Origin of the sequence: Paraburkholderia sp. HP33-1 (assembly GCF_021390595.1) — a bacterium.
Taxonomy (GTDB): domain Bacteria; phylum Pseudomonadota; class Gammaproteobacteria; order Burkholderiales; family Burkholderiaceae; genus Paraburkholderia.
The window spans coordinates 1,882,953-1,901,405 of sequence record NZ_JAJEJR010000001.1 but is presented as its reverse complement, the minus strand read 5'-3'; the positions used below and the strand labels follow the sequence as shown (position 1 = coordinate 1,901,405).

At 63.6% G+C, this 18,453-nt stretch carries 12 protein-coding genes and 1 pseudogene; 9 read left to right on the top strand and 4 right to left on the bottom strand.

What is annotated here, in order from left to right:
* The first annotated feature begins 318 nt into the window (after positions 1–318).
* The 6 genes and pseudogenes from L0U81_RS08620 to L0U81_RS08595 all read left to right on the top strand — a co-directional run bounded on the left by L0U81_RS08620 (position 319) and on the right by L0U81_RS08595 (position 10,551).
* On the top strand, positions 319–2,109 hold the full coding sequence (locus L0U81_RS08620) for a methyl-accepting chemotaxis protein (protein ID WP_233801739.1): 1,791 nt from the start codon (positions 319–321) through the stop codon (positions 2,107–2,109).
* Between the two features lie 368 nt (positions 2,110–2,477).
* The gene (locus L0U81_RS08615; RefSeq protein ID WP_233801737.1) at positions 2,478–3,239 is read left to right on the top strand and encodes a 2-keto-4-pentenoate hydratase; all 762 of its coding nucleotides are present in this window, start codon (positions 2,478–2,480) and stop codon (positions 3,237–3,239) included.
* A 633-nt stretch (positions 3,240–3,872) separates the two neighbouring features.
* The gene (locus L0U81_RS08610; protein WP_233801735.1) at positions 3,873–5,795 is read left to right on the top strand and encodes a PrkA family serine protein kinase; all 1,923 of its coding nucleotides are present in this window, start codon (positions 3,873–3,875) and stop codon (positions 5,793–5,795) included.
* Positions 5,796–5,958: 163 nt separating this feature from the next.
* Positions 5,959–7,230 (top strand): YeaH/YhbH family protein, encoded by a 1,272-nt coding sequence (locus L0U81_RS08605; protein ID WP_233801733.1) that lies wholly within the window; start codon positions 5,959–5,961, stop codon positions 7,228–7,230.
* A gap of 76 nt (positions 7,231–7,306) precedes the next feature.
* Positions 7,307–8,988, top strand: a pseudogene (locus L0U81_RS08600) (SpoVR family protein).
* A 255-nt stretch (positions 8,989–9,243) separates the two neighbouring features.
* A complete protein-coding gene (locus L0U81_RS08595) occupies positions 9,244–10,551 on the top strand; it encodes an MFS family transporter (protein ID WP_233801731.1) in 1,308 nt (435 codons plus the stop codon).
* A 51-nt stretch (positions 10,552–10,602) separates the two neighbouring features.
* Here L0U81_RS08595 and L0U81_RS08590 read toward each other — a convergent pair whose 3' ends face one another.
* The 3 genes from L0U81_RS08590 to mdtD are packed head-to-tail and all read right to left on the bottom strand — an operon-like array spanning position 10,603 to position 13,379.
* The gene (locus tag L0U81_RS08590) at positions 10,603–11,727 is read right to left on the bottom strand and encodes a glycosyltransferase family 2 protein (protein WP_233801730.1); all 1,125 of its coding nucleotides are present in this window, start codon (positions 11,725–11,727) and stop codon (positions 10,603–10,605) included.
* 15 nt (positions 11,728–11,742) lie between these two features.
* Positions 11,743–11,928 (bottom strand): hypothetical protein, encoded by a 186-nt coding sequence (locus L0U81_RS08585; protein ID WP_233801728.1) that lies wholly within the window; start codon positions 11,926–11,928, stop codon positions 11,743–11,745.
* Between the two features lie 47 nt (positions 11,929–11,975).
* Complete coding sequence (gene mdtD / locus L0U81_RS08580) at positions 11,976–13,379, bottom strand: multidrug transporter subunit MdtD (RefSeq protein ID WP_233801726.1); 1,404 nt, start codon at positions 13,377–13,379, stop codon at positions 11,976–11,978.
* Positions 13,380–13,529: 150 nt separating this feature from the next.
* On the opposite strand from mdtD, the gene L0U81_RS08575 reads away from it, so the two are divergent.
* Positions 13,530–14,390, top strand: a complete 861-nt coding sequence (locus L0U81_RS08575; protein WP_233801724.1) for a LysR family transcriptional regulator — start codon at positions 13,530–13,532, stop codon at positions 14,388–14,390.
* A 61-nt stretch (positions 14,391–14,451) separates the two neighbouring features.
* On the opposite strand, the gene L0U81_RS08570 is transcribed toward L0U81_RS08575, so the two are convergent.
* Complete coding sequence (locus L0U81_RS08570) at positions 14,452–14,889, bottom strand: carboxymuconolactone decarboxylase family protein (RefSeq protein ID WP_233801722.1); 438 nt, start codon at positions 14,887–14,889, stop codon at positions 14,452–14,454.
* Between the two features lie 243 nt (positions 14,890–15,132).
* Between L0U81_RS08570 and L0U81_RS08565 the strand changes: the two genes are divergently transcribed.
* Together L0U81_RS08565 and L0U81_RS08560 are read left to right on the top strand one after the other, a co-directional pair.
* Positions 15,133–16,191 (top strand): NAD(P)/FAD-dependent oxidoreductase, encoded by a 1,059-nt coding sequence (locus L0U81_RS08565; RefSeq protein ID WP_233801721.1) that lies wholly within the window; start codon positions 15,133–15,135, stop codon positions 16,189–16,191.
* A gap of 280 nt (positions 16,192–16,471) precedes the next feature.
* Positions 16,472–18,445 (top strand): PAS domain-containing hybrid sensor histidine kinase/response regulator, encoded by a 1,974-nt coding sequence (locus L0U81_RS08560; RefSeq protein WP_233801719.1) that lies wholly within the window; start codon positions 16,472–16,474, stop codon positions 18,443–18,445.
* Positions 18,446–18,453: the final 8 nt, after the last annotated feature.

Below are 18,453 nucleotides of genomic sequence, written 5' to 3'. Positions count from 1 at the left end.
AACTGTTGCGCCACCGCGCTGCTGGGCAACTCTCCACTCTCGCGCCACGACCAAACCCCCGCCGCTGCTACATCAAAACGCGTGCTTTGACAAGTCACTCAGCGTTGCCCCAAAGCGCCGCGGCCGCACGCGTCTCCAGTCAATTCTCTTTCAACGTCTTTCAACGTCATTGTTCATACCTTTTAAATGCTTCAAGTCTCTGCGAGTACTGCCGTAAACAGCAATTAGAGCGTTTGTTCAAAAAAGCGCCGGACTCGAAACACGCCGCCCAACCCTGCGCAGGCAGCCTCTCAGTCAGTACGGAACACAGGACCAAGCATGTTGAATAAAGGCATCACGATCAAGGCGCGAATCGGTCTCACGATGGCGTTCCTCGCCGCGTTGCTGGTCGCGATCAGCGTTTTCGGTCTGTTCGGCATGAGCCGTTCGAACGACGCCTATATGGACACGTACACCAACGCGATGCCGAGCGCGGTGAACATCGGCAATGCGGAAATGTACGCGGCGCGCGAACGTCTCGCGCTCGACCGCGCCGCGTTCGAGGTCGGCACGCCGGATGCGGCGTCCACCGTCGAGCGCGCGCGCATGCTCGGCGGCACGTCCGAGATGTGGTGGAAAAAATATCTGGATCTGCCGCGCAACGCGGACGAAGACCGGCTCGCGCAGGACGTCGCCGCGAAGCGCAACACACTGCGTCAGAAGCTCGATGCGTTTGCGGCGGCGATCACGGCGAACGATCAGACGAAGGTGGTCGAGGACGCGAAGAATCTGCAGGTCGCGTTCAACGACCTCGTCGGCTCCGACGACGCGCTGCGCAAGTTCCAGTTCGATTCGGCCAGCCAGGGTTACGACTCCGCGCAGAGCAACTTCGAGATGTTCCGCATCGTCAGCACCGGTGCGCTGGTGGTCGGCGTGATCGCGGCGGTGCTTTCGTATCTGACGCTGAGCCGCGCGATCGCGCGTCCGCTCGGCGCAGCGCTCGGCCTTTTTGACGCGATCGCGGCCGGTGATTTGCGTCGTTCGGTGAGCGTGACGTCGCGCGACGAAATGGGGCAGCTGCTCGAAGGAATCGCCAGAATGCAGCGCAGCCTCACCGAAACGGTGCGCAGCGTGCGCGGCGGCAGCGAGTCGATCGCGACCGCGACGCGGCAAATTGCGGCGGGCAACATCGACCTTTCTTCGCGGACCGAGGAGCAGGCGTCCGCGCTGCAGGAAACCGCGTCGAGCATGGAGCAGCTGACCGGCACCGTGCGCCAGAACGCGGACAACGCCCGCCAGGCCAGCGCGCTAGCGGCCAACGCGTCGGAGATCGCCAACCGGGGCAGCGCAGTGGTCGGCCAGGTGGTCGGCACGATGGGCGAGATCAACCAGAGCTCGGCGAAGATCGCCGACATCATCTCGATCATCGAGGGCATCGCGTTCCAGACCAACATCCTCGCACTGAACGCGGCGGTCGAGGCGGCGCGTGCCGGCGAGGAAGGGCGCGGCTTCGCGGTCGTCGCGGGCGAGGTGCGCAGCCTCGCGCAGCGTTCGTCGGCGGCGGCCAAGGAGATCAAGGAGTTGATCGATACGTCGGTCGAGCGCGTGCACTCGGGCTCGGCGCTCGTCGATGAGGCCGGGCGCACGATGAGCGAGATCATCGGCGCGGTCCAGCGCGTGACCGACATCATGGGCGAGATCGCGGCGGCGTCGGAGGAGCAGAGCGGCGGCATTGACCAGGTGGCGCGGGCGGTCACGCAGATGGACGAGGTAACACAGCAGAACGCGGCGCTCGTCGAGGAAGCGGCGGCCGCGGCGTCGTCGCTCGAGGAGCAGGCGGGCCGGCTGCGCAGTGTGGTCGCCGTGTTCCAGGTCGACGACAGCGGCCGCGGCGCTCACGAAGCGTCGTCGGCGCCCGTCGCGCCGACGCGCGTGGTCGCCGCGAGCCCGATCGCCACGCGCGCGCGCAAGCTCACGCATGGCACGGCGCGGGCGGCTGCGCCGGCCAAGGCATCGATTCCGGCCACAGCCGCGGCCGCTGTTGCGCCGCAGGCGCTGGCCGCGCCCGTGCGCGCAGCGGCCAGTTCCGCGGCGACGGCCGGTGGCGATCAGGAATGGGAGACGTTCTGAGATTGCTCAGGTCCAGGTGAACATGGGCGGCGGCGCTGTCGCGCGTTAGGTGATCTGACACGCCGCAGCTCGGCGCAACATCCGTTCCCGATTGCGGTCTTGCTGTCTGGCGCATGCGCCGCGCAAGCGTCGATCGTTTCGCAAAAAGCCGCGCATGCATCCGCATGCGCGGCTTTTTTACGGCGTGCACACGATTTAACGTTTGCGCGCCATTGGCTTTTTGCCGTCGCGCGCCGCGATCCGGTACATTGACGGGCACGGCCCCGATCCGCGTGCGCGGCGCGCGCCTGCCCGCACCTCGAACAGGTGGCTCCCTCTTATCGCCAAGCCCTGTGAACCCCGCCATGAGCCAGCCACAAAGAACCGACATGACGCGATACGACCTTGCGCAACACCTCGTCGAGGCGCGTCGGCAGCATCGTCCGATTGATGCGCCCGCGCCCGACAGTCTGCCGCCCGATGCGGCGACCGCCTACGCGATCCAGCAGGCCGTGATCGTGGGCCTCGGCGAGTCGACCGGCGCGTGGAAGATCGGCGCGAAGTCGCCGGGCGGCGCGGCCTCGGGCGCGCCGATTCCGGCCTCGCTGGTGGTGCCGTCGCCGGCGCGGCTCGCGCATGACGGATTCTTTCGCGTGCTGGTCGAACTCGAGATCGCGTTCCGCTTCGATGTGACGATCGAGCCGCGCGCCAAGGCGTATGCGCGCGACGAGGTGCTGTCGAAGCTCGGCGCCGTGCTGCCGGCCATCGAGATCGTCGACAGCCGCTTCGCCGAGTGGCCGAACGTCGCGCCGCTCGCGCAACTGGCCGACGCCCAGAACAACGGCGCGCTGGTCACCGGTCATCCGGCCGTCTATGCGAGCCTCGCGCGCGGCTTCGACTTCGTGTCGCCGGAGTTGGAGCTGAGTCTGAATGGCCATTCGCTGCTGCCGGAAGTGACCGGCAATCCGGCGGGCGATCCGCGCGAGCTGCTCGTGTGGTTCGTCAACCATTGCGCGGCGATGGGCATCACGATCGAGCGCGACTGGACCTTGACCACGGGTTCGTATGTCGGCGCGCACAAGATCGACGAGCCGGGCATCGTGCGCGGTCACATCGACGGACTCGGTGAAGTGGAAATCGAATTGACCTGACCGATGCGGCGGCGGTTGTTACCGCAAATTGCGACGCAACATTGCAGACGGCTGCCCGCGGGCAGCCGTTTTTATTTTGGCGAATGCGAAAGGGTGGCAGCCTTTGAGTCGTTAACCTGTTCGAACGCTTTGTTGCAACTTTGCCTCGCCTTTCCGTATACACCTATGAGGGCGACGCGAGTTGCTGTCGTGAGGGAGCAGGATGAGCGGCGGGCAGCGAAAACGTCATTACGTGCATGCTTGTTGTGAAGAAGTGTGCGTGCGCAGACGGCCGCTTTTTGATGACGGGGTGACGGTGCAGGTACGGTACGTGCATTAGCCAAGCGACGACATGGCGTGATGCAGCGGTACAGCGAAGTCGTACAGGAGCACTGAATAGCAATGCAGTGCTGACGAAAGCAACAGTACAGCGGAGCAACAGATGATGCGATTCGTTACAGCGCGAGTGAAAAATTGTAGATGGTCGAATCTTTGTTTCCAAGTGGAGGACTGTGGCGGGGGCGGTCACGGCGCGATTTTCGCAACGTAGTCCGTGAAAAAAAATTTAAAAGGGTTTAGGATGAATTCGAGCGATGTCGTTTCCGAATAGCGCGCCGCGCACGACATCGCTCCAGACTTCGGCGAGGAGGTAGCATGGATATCTACAGCAGTTTCGCGACCCGCTTCGAGAAAACACGGGAGGATGAACTCTCGCTCGAGGAGTATCTCGCGCTCTGCAAAGACAATCCCGCCGCGTACGCCACGGCTGGCGAACGCATGTTGACGGCAATCGGGGAACCGGAACAGATCGACACCCGCAACGATCCGCGGTTGTCGCGTATCTTCGCGAACAAGGTCATCAAGGTATACCCCGCATTCCGCGAGTTCTACGGAATGGAAGAGGTGATCGAGCAGGTGGTCGCCTACTTCCGGCACTCGGCCCAGGGGCTCGAAGAAAAGAAGCAGATCCTGTATCTGCTGGGACCGGTCGGCGGCGGCAAGTCGTCGATCGCGGAACGTCTGAAGCAACTGATGGAACGCGTGCCGTTCTATGCGATCAAGGGCTCGCCCGTCAACGAATCGCCGCTCGGCCTGTTCGATTACGAGGAAGACGGTCCGATCCTCGAAGAGCAATATGGCATTCCTCGCCGCTACCTGAAAAACATCCTGAGTCCGTGGGCGGTCAAGCGCCTGCATGAGTACAACGGCGACATCCGCAAGTTCCGGGTGGTGCGCCGCTTTCCGTCGATCCTTCGTCAGATTGGTATCTCGAAGACCGAACCGGGCGATGAGAACAATCAGGACATCTCGTCGCTGGTCGGCAAGGTCGACATCCGCAAGCTCGAACAGTACGCGCAGGACGACGCTGACGCCTACAGCTATTCGGGCGGCCTGTGCCTCGCCAATCAGGGCATGCTCGAATTCGTCGAAATGTTCAAGGCGCCGATCAAGGTGTTGCACCCGCTGCTCACCGCGACCCAGGAAGGCAACTTCAAGGGCACGGAAGGCTTCGGCGCGATTCCGTTCGACGGCATCATCCTCGCGCACTCGAACGAATCGGAATGGAAGGCATTCCGCAACAACCGCAACAACGAGGCGCTGCTCGACCGGATCTTCGTCGTCAAGGTGCCGTACTGCCTGCGCTATAGCGAAGAGGTCAAGATCTACGAGAAGCTGCTGCGCAACTCGTCGCTGTACAACGCGGTCTGCGCGCCGGGCACGCTGAAGATGATGGCGCAGATGTCCGTGCTCACGCGTTTGCAGGAGCCGGAGAACTCGAGCCTGTTCTCGAAGATGCAGGTCTACGACGGCGAGAATCTGAAGGACACCGACCCGAAGGCGAAGTCGTACCAGGAGTACCGCGATTTCGCGGGCGTCGACGAAGGCATGACCGGTGTGTCGACGCGCTTCGCGTTCAAGATTCTGTCGCGCGTGTTCAACTTCGACTCGACCGAGGTCGCGGCCAATCCGGTGCATCTGATGTACGTGCTCGAACAGCAGATCGAACGCGAGCAGTTCCCACCGGAAACCGAACAGAAGTATCTGTCGTTCATCAAGGACGTGCTCGCGTCGCGCTACGCGGAGTTCATTGGCAAGGAGATTCAGACCGCGTATCTGGAGTCGTACTCGGAGTATGGTCAGAACATTTTCGACCGCTATGTCACGTATGCGGACTTCTGGATCCAGGATCAGGAGTTCCGCGACCACGATACTGGCGAAAGCTTCGACCGTGCCGCATTGAACGCCGAACTGGAGAAGATCGAGAAGCCCGCGGGCATCAGCAATCCGAAGGACTTCCGCAACGAGATCGTGAATTTCGTGCTGCGTGCGCGTGCTGCCAATGCGGGCAAGAACCCTGCGTGGATCAGCTACGAGAAGCTGCGCGTCGTGATCGAAAAGAAGATGTTCTCGAATACGGAAGAGCTGTTGCCGGTGATCTCGTTCAACGCGAAGGGCTCGGCCGAAGAGCAGCGCAAGCATGAAGACTTCGTCAATCGCATGGTGGCGAAGGGCTATACGCCGAAGCAGGTGCGCTTGCTGTGCGACTGGTATCTGCGCGTGCGCAAGTCGTCGTGATGCTCGCGTGATACATATGGTGTGCCGCCCGTACGGTCTGGCCGTACGGGCAACCGGCGAGGCGCAAGCCGCATAGCATTGCGCTCAGTGGCGGGCGTCTCGCACACCCGAAATATTAGTGCGGCCGCAGCGGATCGCGGTTGCATGGGACGGGAGACCGGGCGTGCTTCATCAAATCATCGACCGCAGGTTGGCAGGCAAGAACAAGAGCATTGCGAATCGCGAGCGCTTTTTGCGCCGCGTGAAAAACTATATTCGTCGCGCTGTTTCGGAGGCGGTGCGCGATCGCAGCATCAAGGACATCCAGAACACCCAGAGCATCACCATTCCGCGCAAGGACATCGCGGAGCCGTCGTTCCGTCACGGACCGGGCGGCCGGCGCGAGATGGTGCATCCCGGCAACTCGGATTACATCCGCGGTGACAAGATCCAGCGCCCGCAAGGCGGCGGTGGCGGCGGGGGAGGGAGTCAGGCCAGCAACGAGGGCGAGGGTCAGGACGACTTCGTGTTCGAGTTGAGCCGCGAAGAGTTCATGCAGTATTTCTTCGACGACCTCGAACTGCCGCGTCTCGTCAAAACCCATCTGATGGCTGTGCCGACGTGGAAAAGCGTTCGCGCGGGCTGGGCCGCCGAGGGCACACCCAACAACATCGACGTGGTGCGTTCGCTGCGCAGCGCGCTCGGCCGGCGCATCGCGCTCGGCGCGCCGCTCGTCAACCAGTTGCATGAGATGGAGCGGCAGCTCGAAGAGCTGAAGGCCGATCCCGCCGATCGTCGCGAAGAGATCAAGCTGCTCGAAGACGACATCCATCATCTGAAAGGACGCATCTGGCGGATTCCGTTTATCGATCCGTTCGATTTGCGCTACGTGAATCGCGTGAAGCAGCCCACACCGTCGAGCCAGGCCGTGATGTTCTGTCTGATGGACGTGTCCGGTTCGATGGACGAGCAGCGCAAGGATCTCGCGAAACGCTTCTTCATCCTGCTGTACCTGTTCCTGAAGCGTAACTACGAGCGCATCGAAGTGGTGTTCATTCGCCACCATACGCGCGCCGAGGAAGTCGACGAAGACACCTTCTTCCACTCGACCGAGAGCGGCGGCACCGTGGTGTCGAGCGCGCTCGAACTGATGCGTAAGGTCATGGAGGAGCGCTACTCGCCGGCTGAATGGAACATTTACGGAGCGCAGGCTTCCGATGGCGACAACTGGACCGACGACTCGCCGAAGTGCCGCAAGATACTCTCGGATGACATCCTGGAGAAGGTGCGGTATTTTGCGTATATTCAGGTGACGCCCGAAGAGCAGAATCTGTGGCTCGAGTACGCCCAACTGGCGCTATCGCAACCGCATATGGCGATGAAGAAGGTCGAAACTGCGGCCGATATTTATCCGGTGTTTCGCGAGTTGTTCGAGAAGCAGGCGGCGACTTCGTGATAGAACGCCGGTTACCCCTGAAGCACCTGAGCGACGAAGCGCGCGGCAAATCGTGCGACTTGGGGCAACCCGTCGCATGACCATGCCGCAGCGCAACAAAGGCGTGCCGCAGCAACAGTCGGGGCATGCCGAGGCAGGAGCGGCCAACACGGGAGCCGCTCGCACCGGAGCGGTCCACGATGCTGCAGCACAGGACACACCGGAACGCCCCTCGATGGGCAAAGGGAAGTCCGTATGAACGTAGCCGATAGACGGCCTCTGCCGTGCCCGTCCGACTGGACCTTCGACCTGATCGAAGAGTACGACTCGCATATTGCCCGTGTTGCGGAGCAATACGAGCTCGACGTGTATCCGATCCAGCTCGAACTCATCAGCGCCGAACAGATGATGGATGCCTACGCGTCCGTCGGTATGCCGGTGAACTACCGTCACTGGTCGTTCGGCAAGCATTTCCTTGCGACCGAAAAAAGCTATCGTCGCGGCCAGATGGGGCTTGCGTACGAAATCGTCATCAATTCGAATCCGTGCATCGCGTATCTGATGGAAGAGAACACGATGACGATGCAGGCGCTCGTCATCGCGCATGCGGCCTATGGCCACAACTCGTTCTTCAAGGGCAACTATCTGTTCCGCTTGTGGACGGACGCTCACGCGATCATCGATTACCTCGTCTACGCGAAGAACTACATCGCGGAGTGCGAGGAGCGCTATGGGCTCGATCGCGTCGAGGAGCTGCTCGATTCGTGCCACGCGCTGATGAATTACGGTGTGGACCGCTACAAGCGGCCGCAGAAGCTGTCGCTCCAGAAAGAGTTCGCCGCGCGTCGCGAACGTGAGGCGTATCTGCAGTCGCAGGTCAACGAGTTGTGGCGCACCTTGCCCACGCGCCATACGCCGCTGCCCGAAGAGGTCGAAGAGCGCTATCCGCCCGAGCCGCAGGAAAACCTGCTGTATTTCGCCGAGAAAAACGCGCCGCTGCTCGAGCCGTGGGAGCGCGAGGTGATCCGCATCGTGCGCAAGATTGGTCAGTACTTCTATCCGCAGCGGCAAACCCAGGTGATGAACGAAGGCTGGGCGACGTTCTGGCACTACACGCTGCTCAATACGATGTACAACCAGGGCAAGCTGGAAGACGGCTTCATGATGGAGTTTCTCCATTCGCACAGCAACGTCGTCTACCAGCCGCCGGTCACGAAGCCGTATTACAGCGGCATCAACCCGTATGCGCTGGGTTTTTCGATGATGAGCGACATTCGCCGCATCTGCGAATCGCCGACCGAGGAAGACCGCAGATGGTTTCCGGAGCTGGCCGGCAGTCCGTGGCTGCCCGCGATGCACTACGCGATGCGCAACTTCAAGGACGAGAGCTTCGTCGCGCAGTACCTGTCGCCGCATCTGATCCGCGAAATGCGCCTGTTCTCGGTGCTCGACGACGACATGCGTGACGCGCTCGAAGTGTCCGCGATTCACGACGATAGCGGCTACCAGTACGTGCGCCAGGCGCTGTCGCGGCAGTACGACATGCATCACCGCGAACCGAACATTCAGGTGTGGGCCGTCAATACGCGTGGTGACCGCAGTCTCACGTTGCGGCATTTCATGAGCGACAACCGGCATCTGTCGCACGATAGCGACGAAGTGCTCAAGCACATGGCGCGTTTGTGGCAATTCGACGTGTACCTCGAGAGCGTCGACGAAAACGGTACCGTCAGAAAACGCTATGACTGCCGGTATATGCCGCCATCGGTGAGAATCTGAGCGCCGCCTGAGCGGTTCGCCTCACGCATGAAGCCCCTGCCGGTCCTCCAACCGGCAGGGGCTTCGTTTTTGTTGCAGCGCAATTTCATCCCCGCTTGCACCCCAGGGCTTTCATCAGGTTCGTCTGACAAGACCTCATCTTCTGCTTTCATCTATGTAAAATTCGCTCACCCGCGACGGCCGGTCAGGCCAGGCGCGTGACATCAAGGCGGCGCCACGACCGTCCTCCTCGTTTAAATAAGGAAAGACACCAGCATGAACGACCAAACAGAGCAGATCGTCGTTGCTTCGGCGCGCGATACACGGCGCCGCATTTTTGCAATCGTCGGCGCTTCATCGGGCAATCTCGTCGAGTGGTTCGACTTCTATGTGTATTCGTTCACGGCGCTCTACTTCGCGCCGTCGTTCTTCCCGAGCGGCAACACGACTACGCAGTTGCTGAACACGGCCGGCGTGTTCGCCGCCGGCTTCCTGATGCGGCCGATTGGCGGCTGGTTCTTCGGGCGGTTCGCCGACAAACGCGGTCGCCGCACCGCGATGATGGTGTCGGTATTCATGATGTGCGGCGGCTCGCTGGTGATCGCGATGCTGCCCACCTACGCGCAGATCGGCGCGCTCGCGCCGTCGTTGCTGCTCTTCGCGCGGCTGTTGCAGGGGCTTTCGGTGGGCGGCGAATACGGCACCAGCGCGACCTATATGAGCGAGGTCGCGCTGAAGGGCCGGCGCGGCTTCTTCGCGTCGTTCCAGTATGTGACGCTGATCGGCGGCCAGCTATGTGCGCTGCTCGTGCTCGTGATCCTGCAACAAACGCTGACGACCGAAGAGCTGAAGGCGTGGGGCTGGCGCGTGCCGTTCGCGATTGGCGCAATCGCCGCGTTGATCTCGCTGTATCTGCGTAAATCCCTCGATGAAACCACCACCGCGGAGACGCGCCAACGCAAGGAAGCGGGCACGCTGCGCGGGATGTGGGAGCACAAGAGCGCGTTCATGACGGTGCTCGGCTTCACGGCCGGCGGCTCGCTGATCTTCTATACGTTCACCACGTACATGCAGAAGTACCTGGTCAACACGGCCGGCATGCACGCGAAGACCGCGAGCTCGGTGATGACCGCCGCGCTGTTCGTCTACATGCTGATGCAGCCGGCGTTCGGCGCGTTGTCGGACCGCATCGGCCGGCGCCGCTCGATGCTGTGCTTCGGCCTGTTCTCGACCCTCGGCACGGTGCCGCTGCTGCATGCGCTGAAAGACGTGACGAGTCCGTACGCGGCCTTCGCGCTGGTCGTGGTGGCGCTCGCGATCGTCAGCTTCTATACGTCGATCAGCGGCCTGATCAAGGCGGAAATGTTCCCGCCACAAGTGCGCGCGCTCGGGGTGGGCTTGTCGTATGCGGTCGCGAACGCGATCTTCGGCGGCTCGGCGGAATACGTCGCGCTGTGGCTGAAGCAGGCCGACGTCGAGTCGATGTTCTTCTGGTACGTGACGGTGATGTGTGCGATCGCAGGCCTCGTGTCGTTGCGCATGCGCGATCCGTCGACGGATGGGTATTTGCGTCACGAGCCTTGAGCGGGCAGGGGGACGAATCGTCGTGCGTGACACTTGTCAACGCATGACGGTTCACAGACGCTCGTGCAATTCCAGCGGCTCGTGCCGTTCGCTCACCAGTTCGTTGACGAACTCCTTGACCGCCGCGGCCTGATCCGCGGCGACTGACGGCGCGGCCGCGACGGCCGCGACCGCGGCGGCGGCCGCATCGGTCGCGGCGCTGGCGACCGACGGCCGTGCCCGCAGTGCCGCGCGCGCGAGCATCGCCAGATGGTAGTAGAGCCGCGCGTTGAATCCATAGTGGTAGGCGAACAGATGCGCGAGCGCGACTCGCAGGCCCGCGCGCGGCTGGCCGTTGCGCGCGTGAATCGACACGACGATTGGCGCGAGCCGCCGCAGTGCGAGCCGCCGCGACGGCTCCAGTTGTGCCGGCAGGTCGAGCGACTTCACGTAGGTGTAGGCGTTCAACGAGGCGGCCGTGGTCGTGCCGCGCGTGCGGTGCGAGATCGACGTGGCCGTCTTGCGATACACGGATAGGTAGTCGTGCAGATAGAACACCTCGCGCGCGGCGAGGCACAGCCTCGCGCCAAAGACGAAATCGCAGCACATGCCGTGCTGATCGGAGTAGCCGATCCGCTTGACGAGCCGCGCATCGGCCATCCAGCCATTGTTCGGAAACATCTGGATCAGGCCGGTACGGCCCGCGAGCGGCTGCAGACCCTCGTTGGCCTTCGTGCGCCGGAACGCCGTGTTCAGGCGCACGCTCGCATCAAGGTCGATCACGCCGTCGTGATCCGCTTCGTACTGCGCGCCGAATGCCGCATCAAGCCGCGGATAGCGCTGCCATAGCGACACGAGTTTATCGACGGCGTCGGTCGTCAGCAGATCATCGTCGTGGATCAGCAGGATCTTGTCGCCGCGCGCCTGAGCGAACAGGCTCGACACATTGCGCGCCTGGCCAAGCGGCGGCTCGTGCAACGTGTAGCGCACGCGCGGCTCGTCACGGTAGCGCTGCGCGATCAGTTCTCGCGTGCGCGTGTCCGTCGAATCGTCGCCAATCACGATTTCCAGATGCCGGTAGCTTTGCGCGAGGCACGAGTCGACGCATTCGACGAGCAGATCGGGACGATTGCAGGTGGGCACGCAGATGGAGACAACGGGCCCACAGACGATGGGAGAACTTGACGCGTTGGACATGGATGATGACGCCTTTTAACGATCGGAAGCGGCATAAAGCGGCGCAAAGCGGCGCGGCCGGGCGGCCGGTTCGCCGGGCGCACACCTTGCTCCAAGCAGCAAAATAGTCCAACGCGCCGAAAAATAATCACCAAAAATAAGAAAGAAATGTTTGCTTACAGAAAGGCGCTGGAAGGAAAAAGTGATGCGACCTGGATGCAAGACATATCCAGGCCGCTTTGGGACGGGGTTTTAGTGCCGCAACTGACTCATGTGCTGACGCGCGAACCTGATGCCCGAGCGCGAATCACGCGCGTGCCCGACGGGTCGTCGAGGTGGCGGAAAATCCACGCGGACACGAGCGTGATCGCGCCGACACACACGAACGCGAACCGGAAGCCGAGTTCCGCCGAGCCCCATTGCGCCGCGAACAGATTCACGAGCCCGCCGCCGATCGACACGCCGAGCCCGATCGCCAGCATCTGCACCATCGAGAACAGGCTGTTGCCGCTGCCCGCGTCTTCGTGCGACAGGTCTTTCAGCGTGACGCTGTTCATGGCCGCGAACTGCATCGAGTTGGCCGCGCCGAACACCGCGAGGATCGCGATTTCGATCACGAGCGGCGTGCCGCGCGAAATCAGCGAGAACGCGACGATCGCCGAACCAACGATGATCGTGTTGACGAGCAGGAACGTGTCGTAACCGTAGCGGCGCACGAGCGGTGCGATCCAGCGTTTCGCGAGCGTGCCGGCGAGCGCCGCGGGCAGCATCATCAGACCGGAGTGCAGCGGCGAATAGCCGAGCTGCAATTGCAGCAGCAGCGGCACGAGAAACGGCACCGCGCTCGAACCGATCCGGCACACGAGGTTGCCGATCAGGCCGACGCTGAAGTTCGGCTCGCTGAACAGCGACAGCTTGAACAGCGGATCGCGGCGGTGTTTCGCGTACGGAACGTAGGCGAGCGCGCTCGCGACGGCCAGCGCGAACAGCCCCGCCGACCACGCCGCGCGATGCGAGGGGACAGGTGCGTCGATCGCGAGCGAGAACGCGATCATGCACAGCGACAGCAGCGCGCAACCGATGACATCGAACGGTGGCGCCTGCGCTTCGTCATGTGACGGCAAGAAGCGGTGCACCGCATACAGACCGACCGCACCGATCGGCACGTTGATCAGGAAGATCCAGTGCCACGTGATCGCCTGCACGAACCAGCCGCCGAGCGTCGGACCTGCGATCGGCCCGAGCTGGCCCGCGATCGAAATGAACGCGAGCGCCGACACGTACTGCTCGCCCGACACGCTGCGCAGCACCGCGAGCCGTCCGATCGGCAGCAGCATCGAACCGCCGAGGCCTTGCAGCACGCGCGCCAGCACGAGCTGGCCGAGCGTGTGCGCGCTCGAGCAGCAGATCGAGCCGAGCACGAACACGAGAATGGCGGCGAAATAGACGCGGCGGGTGCCGAAGCGGTCGGCGAGCCAGCCGGAGGCGGGCGTGAGCATCGCCATCGTCAGGGTGTAGGCAACGACCACCGGTTGCATCGCGAGCGGCGCGACGTGCAGGCTGTTCGCGATCGACGGCAGCGCGGTGTTGACGATCGTCGTGTCGAGCGACTGCATGAAGAAGCCAGCGGCGACGATCCACAGCAGGGCCGTGTGGGAGGAATCCTTGGTCATGTTTTCAACGGCGGGCGCGGCGGCGGCAAAGCGCCACCCGAGCGGGACAAGCGGAATTCCGTCATGTTATTGAGATCCGCATCAATCGGGAACCCCACTGGGATCGCTGACTGTTATCGACATTGCCGATAAGCAGCGCGACAATCACGTATGCTCAATCCAATCTGGCTCAAGACCTTCTCGACCGTCGCGGCCTGCCACAGCTTCACGGAAGCGGGGCGGCGGCTCGATCTGACGCAGTCGAGCGTCAGCGAACATATCCGGCGTCTCGAACAGAGCGTGGGCCGGCGCCTGTTCGTGCGCGACACCCATTCACTCGCGATGACGCCCGACGGCGAAGCGATGCTCGCGCATGCGAGCGTGATCCTGCAGGCGCTGTCGCGTGCGGAATCGCAGTTTCGCGCGCCGCGCCTGAAGGGACGCGTGCGGCTCGGTTCGTCGGACGACATCGCGCTCGGCCCGCTGCCCACTGTGCTCGCCGCGTTTCGCAACGCGCATCCCGACGTCGAACTCGAAATCACGATCGGCATGACGGGCAGGCTCTACGAGCTGCTCGACGCGGGCGCGATCGATCTGCTGGTCGGCAAGCGCCGGTTGGGCGACCGGCGCGGCGTGCCGCTCTTCACAGGGCGCCTCGAATGGCTCGCGCGGACCGGCACGCTCGTCGATCTGAGCCAGCCGCTGCCGCTGATTCTGGTCGCCGAGCCGAGCGTGACGCGCGCGGTCGTGCTCGATGCGCTCGCCGAAGCCGGTGCAAGCTGGCAGATCGTCTGCACGAGCAGCAGTCATTCAGGCTGTATCGCGGCCGCGCGGGGCGGACTCGGCATTACCGTGCGTCCGCAGTATCTGGCCGCGCGCGGGCTCGCGCCGCCGCTGAATGCGGCCGCACTGCCGACGTTGCCGTCGGTGGAATTCATCGCGCTTGCGGCGAAGCGCTTGAGCCGCCCCGCGGGCACGCTGTTGCAGTTGCTGCATGACAGCGATCTGCGCGGGTCGTGGATTGGCGAGTGAGGCGATGCCGTGCGTCGTTGGGTCTGGCGCCCCGCCTCATGCCCGCCGGTCATGCCGCCGCTCAGGCCGGCATCTTGCGGAACGAGATCGCAAAGCGGTTCCATGCATTGATCGCCGAGACGAGCAGCGTCAGATCGACCAGCTCTTCGTCGCTGAAATGAGGCCGCACCGAGTGCCATACCGCGTCGGGCACGTGATCGTGCGACACGAGCGTCAGCGCTTCGGTCCACTCTAGCGCCGCGCGCTCGCGGTCCGTAAAAAACGGCGTTTCGCGCCACGCGACGACGGTCGCGAGACGCCGCTCGGTTTCGCCGCCTTTGCGCGCGTCGCTCGCGTGCATATCGACGCAGTACGCGCAGCCATTGATCTGCGACGCCCGCAGCCGCACGAGTTCGGTCAGCGATTTTTCGAGCGCCGACTTGCCGATGCGCTCTTCGACGCCGAGCAGCGATTTGATCGCGGCGGGGTTGGCTTTGTAGAAGTCGAGACGTTGTTCCATGATGGGCTCCGGGACGGGTGGGGCGATGCGGTGCATCGGATAGCTGTCAGCTTAGTCCGCCACATGGACTGGAAAAATGGCCGCTTCCAGATATTTGCAGGTAGCCACTTTCGTGGCGCAGAGCGTGCGTGCCGAGCATCCTTACCGTCGACAATGGCATCGTTGCCGCGTACGGGCCGATTCGGTATGGTGGGCTATCGATCCTGCCGTTGCGCCGCTTACCGTGATCCGGAGACCCGACCCATGACCCTTGCCGCCGACGCACCTGCACCGCACACGCCGCCGATCCGCACCGATGTCCTGATCGTCGGCGCCGGTCCCGTGGGTCTGTTCGCGGCATTCGAGGCCGGTGTGATCGGCCTCACCTGTCAGATCGTCGACGTGCTCGCACGCGTGGGCGGCCAGTGCATCGAGCTGTATCCCGACAAACCGATCTACGACATTCCCGCGATTACGTCGTGCACCGCGCGCGAACTGGTCGAGCGGCTGCTCGCCCAGTGCAAGCCGTTCGACGTGCCGATCCATCTGGAACAGCGCGTCGAAACGGTCGAGCAGCGCGACGACGGACGCTGGACCGTGCGCACCCAGCGCGGCCTCGTGTTCGACGTCGCGGCGATCCTGCTCGCCGGCGGCAATGGCGCGTTCGTACCGCAAAAGCTCACGCTCGCCGAAGCCGAGCCGCTCGAAAAGCGCCACGTGCACTACAGCGTGCCGCGTCTTGCCGATTTCGCCGACAGGAACGTGGTCGTCGCGGGCGGTGGCGATTCGGCGCTCGACTGGGCGCTGGCGCTTCGCAAGGTCGCGGGGCGCGTGACGCTCGTGCATCGGCGTGCCGGCTTCAGCGCGGCCGATTCGAGCGTCGAGCGGGTGCGGCGCGCGGTCGACGCGGGCGAGATGGACTTCGTCGTCGGTGGGATCACGGCGCTCAATGTGGAAGACGGTGTGCTGCGCTCGCTGACGCTGCGGCAGATCGACGGCGAGCTGGAACTCGAAGCCGAGCATCTGATCGCGCTGTATGGACTCGTCGCCGATCTCGGCCCGATCGCGCAGTGGGGACTGACGATTCACGGCGGACGTGTCGATGTCGATACTTCGAACTACGAAAGCTCGCGGCCTGGCATCTTCGCGGTCGGTGATATCGCGAACTATCCGAACAAGCAGAAGCTGATCCTGTCGGGCTTTCACGAGGCGTCGCTCGCGCTGCGCAAGGCCTACGCGTACGCCTATCCCGACAAGAAGCGCGTGCACGTCCATTCGAGCTACGACGCGAAGCTCGCTGAAAAGATCGGCGCGGCGGGTTGACTCGCGGCGGCCGCTCAGCACGGCGGCGAGGGCGAGCCGGGGCGCGAAGTTCATGGCGAAAGCCGTGAATAGCTTTTTCAATTGGCATTGCTATTTTTGCTAACGAACGGCAATGCGAAAACCGGAACCGCAACGCGGCGAGGTCTGCCGTGACGACCCGCTAGCGATCACGAAGCCCGCCGTTATCAGCTTTGCGCCTTGCGAACGGGCGCAAGCGGGCTCCGCCGTCGGTCAGGCGCGACGTTTGCTTAAAACGAAAACCCCATTGCGCGCCCCCGCCATGACACAGCTCGATGCTTCTTCTTCCCGCGACGACGGCGGGCCCGCCCGAGTGCAGGCCGAGGCTGCGCGCTCAGCGCCCGTCAGCATCGATTATTCGTCGCTCGTGCAGGCCATCTCGGACTACGCGATCTTTCTGCTCGACGCGACCGGACACGTGGTGAGCTGGAACGCCGGCGCGCAGAAGCTCAAGGGCTACACGGAAAGCGAGATCGTCGGCCAGCATTTCTCGCGGTTCTATACCGAGGAAGCCGTCGCACGCGGCTGGCCGACCTACGAACTGGAACAGGCGACGCTGACCGGCCGCTTCGAGGACGAAGGCTGGCGCGTGCGCAAGGACGGTACGACGTTCTGGGCGAACGTCGTGATCACGGCGGTCCGCAATGAAGCGGGCACGCTCACGGGCTTCGCGAAGATCACGCGCGATCTGACCGCGCAGCGCGCTTATCTCGAAGCGTTGCGGCAAAGCGAGGAGCGCTTCCGATTGCTGGTCGACAGCGTGAAGGACTACGCGATCTTCATGCTTGATCCGCAAGGCTGCGTTGTCAGCTGGAACTCGGGCGCCGCACGCATCAACGGCTATACGCACGATGAAATCGTCGGCCGGCATTTCTCGCTGTTCTACGTGCCGGGGGAGGCGGCGGCCGGCAAGCCCGCGCGCGCGCTCGCCATCGCGCGGCAGATCGGCACCGTCGAAGACGAGGGCTGGCGCGTACGCAAGGACGGCTCGACCTTCTGGGCCAACGTGATCATCACCGCCGTGTACGACGAAGCGCGCCGGCTTCGCGGCTTCGCGAAGATCACGCGCGATCTGACCGAGCGGCGTCGGCGCGAGGAGCTTGAACGCTCGAGCGAGCGCATGCGCGATTTTCTCGCGACGCTCGCGCACGAGCTGCGCAATCCGCTCGCGCCGGTGCGCAACGCGCTCGGCACGATGCAGATGGAAACCGGTCTGAGCCCGGTGCTCGCGCGGGCGCGCGATCTGATCGACCGCCAGGTCACGCACCTGACGCGGCTCGTCGACGATCTGCTCGATATCGGCCGCATCATGTCCGACAAGGTCGAGCTGCGCATCGCGCGCGTCGATCTTGCCGAGCTCGTCGCGCGCGCGATCGAAGCGGCGCGGCCGTTCACCGACGCGCGCGAGCAGCGCGTGGTCGCCCATGTGCCCGACGACCCCGTGGTGATTCGCGGCGACATGACGCGGCTCGTGCAGGTGCTGCAAAACCTGCTGCACAATGCGTCGAAGTTTTCGCCGGGCGGCAGTGTGATCGACGTGCTGGGCCGGATCGACTTTCGCATGGCGGTGCTCGAAGTGCGCGACCCCGGCTGCGGCATTCCAGTGCGCTCGCTCGACAGGATCTTCGAGCTGTTCGCGCAGGAGAAGGAGGGGCAAAACTTCGGCGAGAGCGGCCTCGGGATCGGTCTCGCGCTGTGCAAGTCGCTCGTCGAAATGCATGGCGGCAGCATCGTTGCGAGCAGCGAAGGCCCGGGGCTCGGCAGTAGGTTCACGCTGAGTCTGCCGCTCGCGGCCGCGCAGTCCGAAACCACGGAGAGCGGCACGATCACGGCCACTCCCGACGTACAGCCGCTGCGGATTCTGCTCATCGACGACAATCACGATTCGGCCGACAGCCTCGCGATGCTGCTCGAACTGAAGGGCCACGAGGTGCGCATCGCGTATGAGGGCGAGCAGGCGCTGCAGATCGCGCCGCGCTTCACGCCGCATCTCGCGCTGATCGACCTTGCGATGCCGAAGATGGATGGCTATGCGACGCTCGCGGCGATGCGCGCGCTGCCCGAGATGACCCGCACGATGTACGCGGCGATGACGGGGTTCAGTCATGTAAGCGATCTCGATCGCACTCGCATGGCGGGATTTCATGCGCACCTGGTGAAGCCCGTCGAGATGGCGGTCCTCGACGCGCTGCTCGCGAAGGCCGATGGGCGTCTCAGCGCAAGCGGGCGGACCTAGCCGCTGTT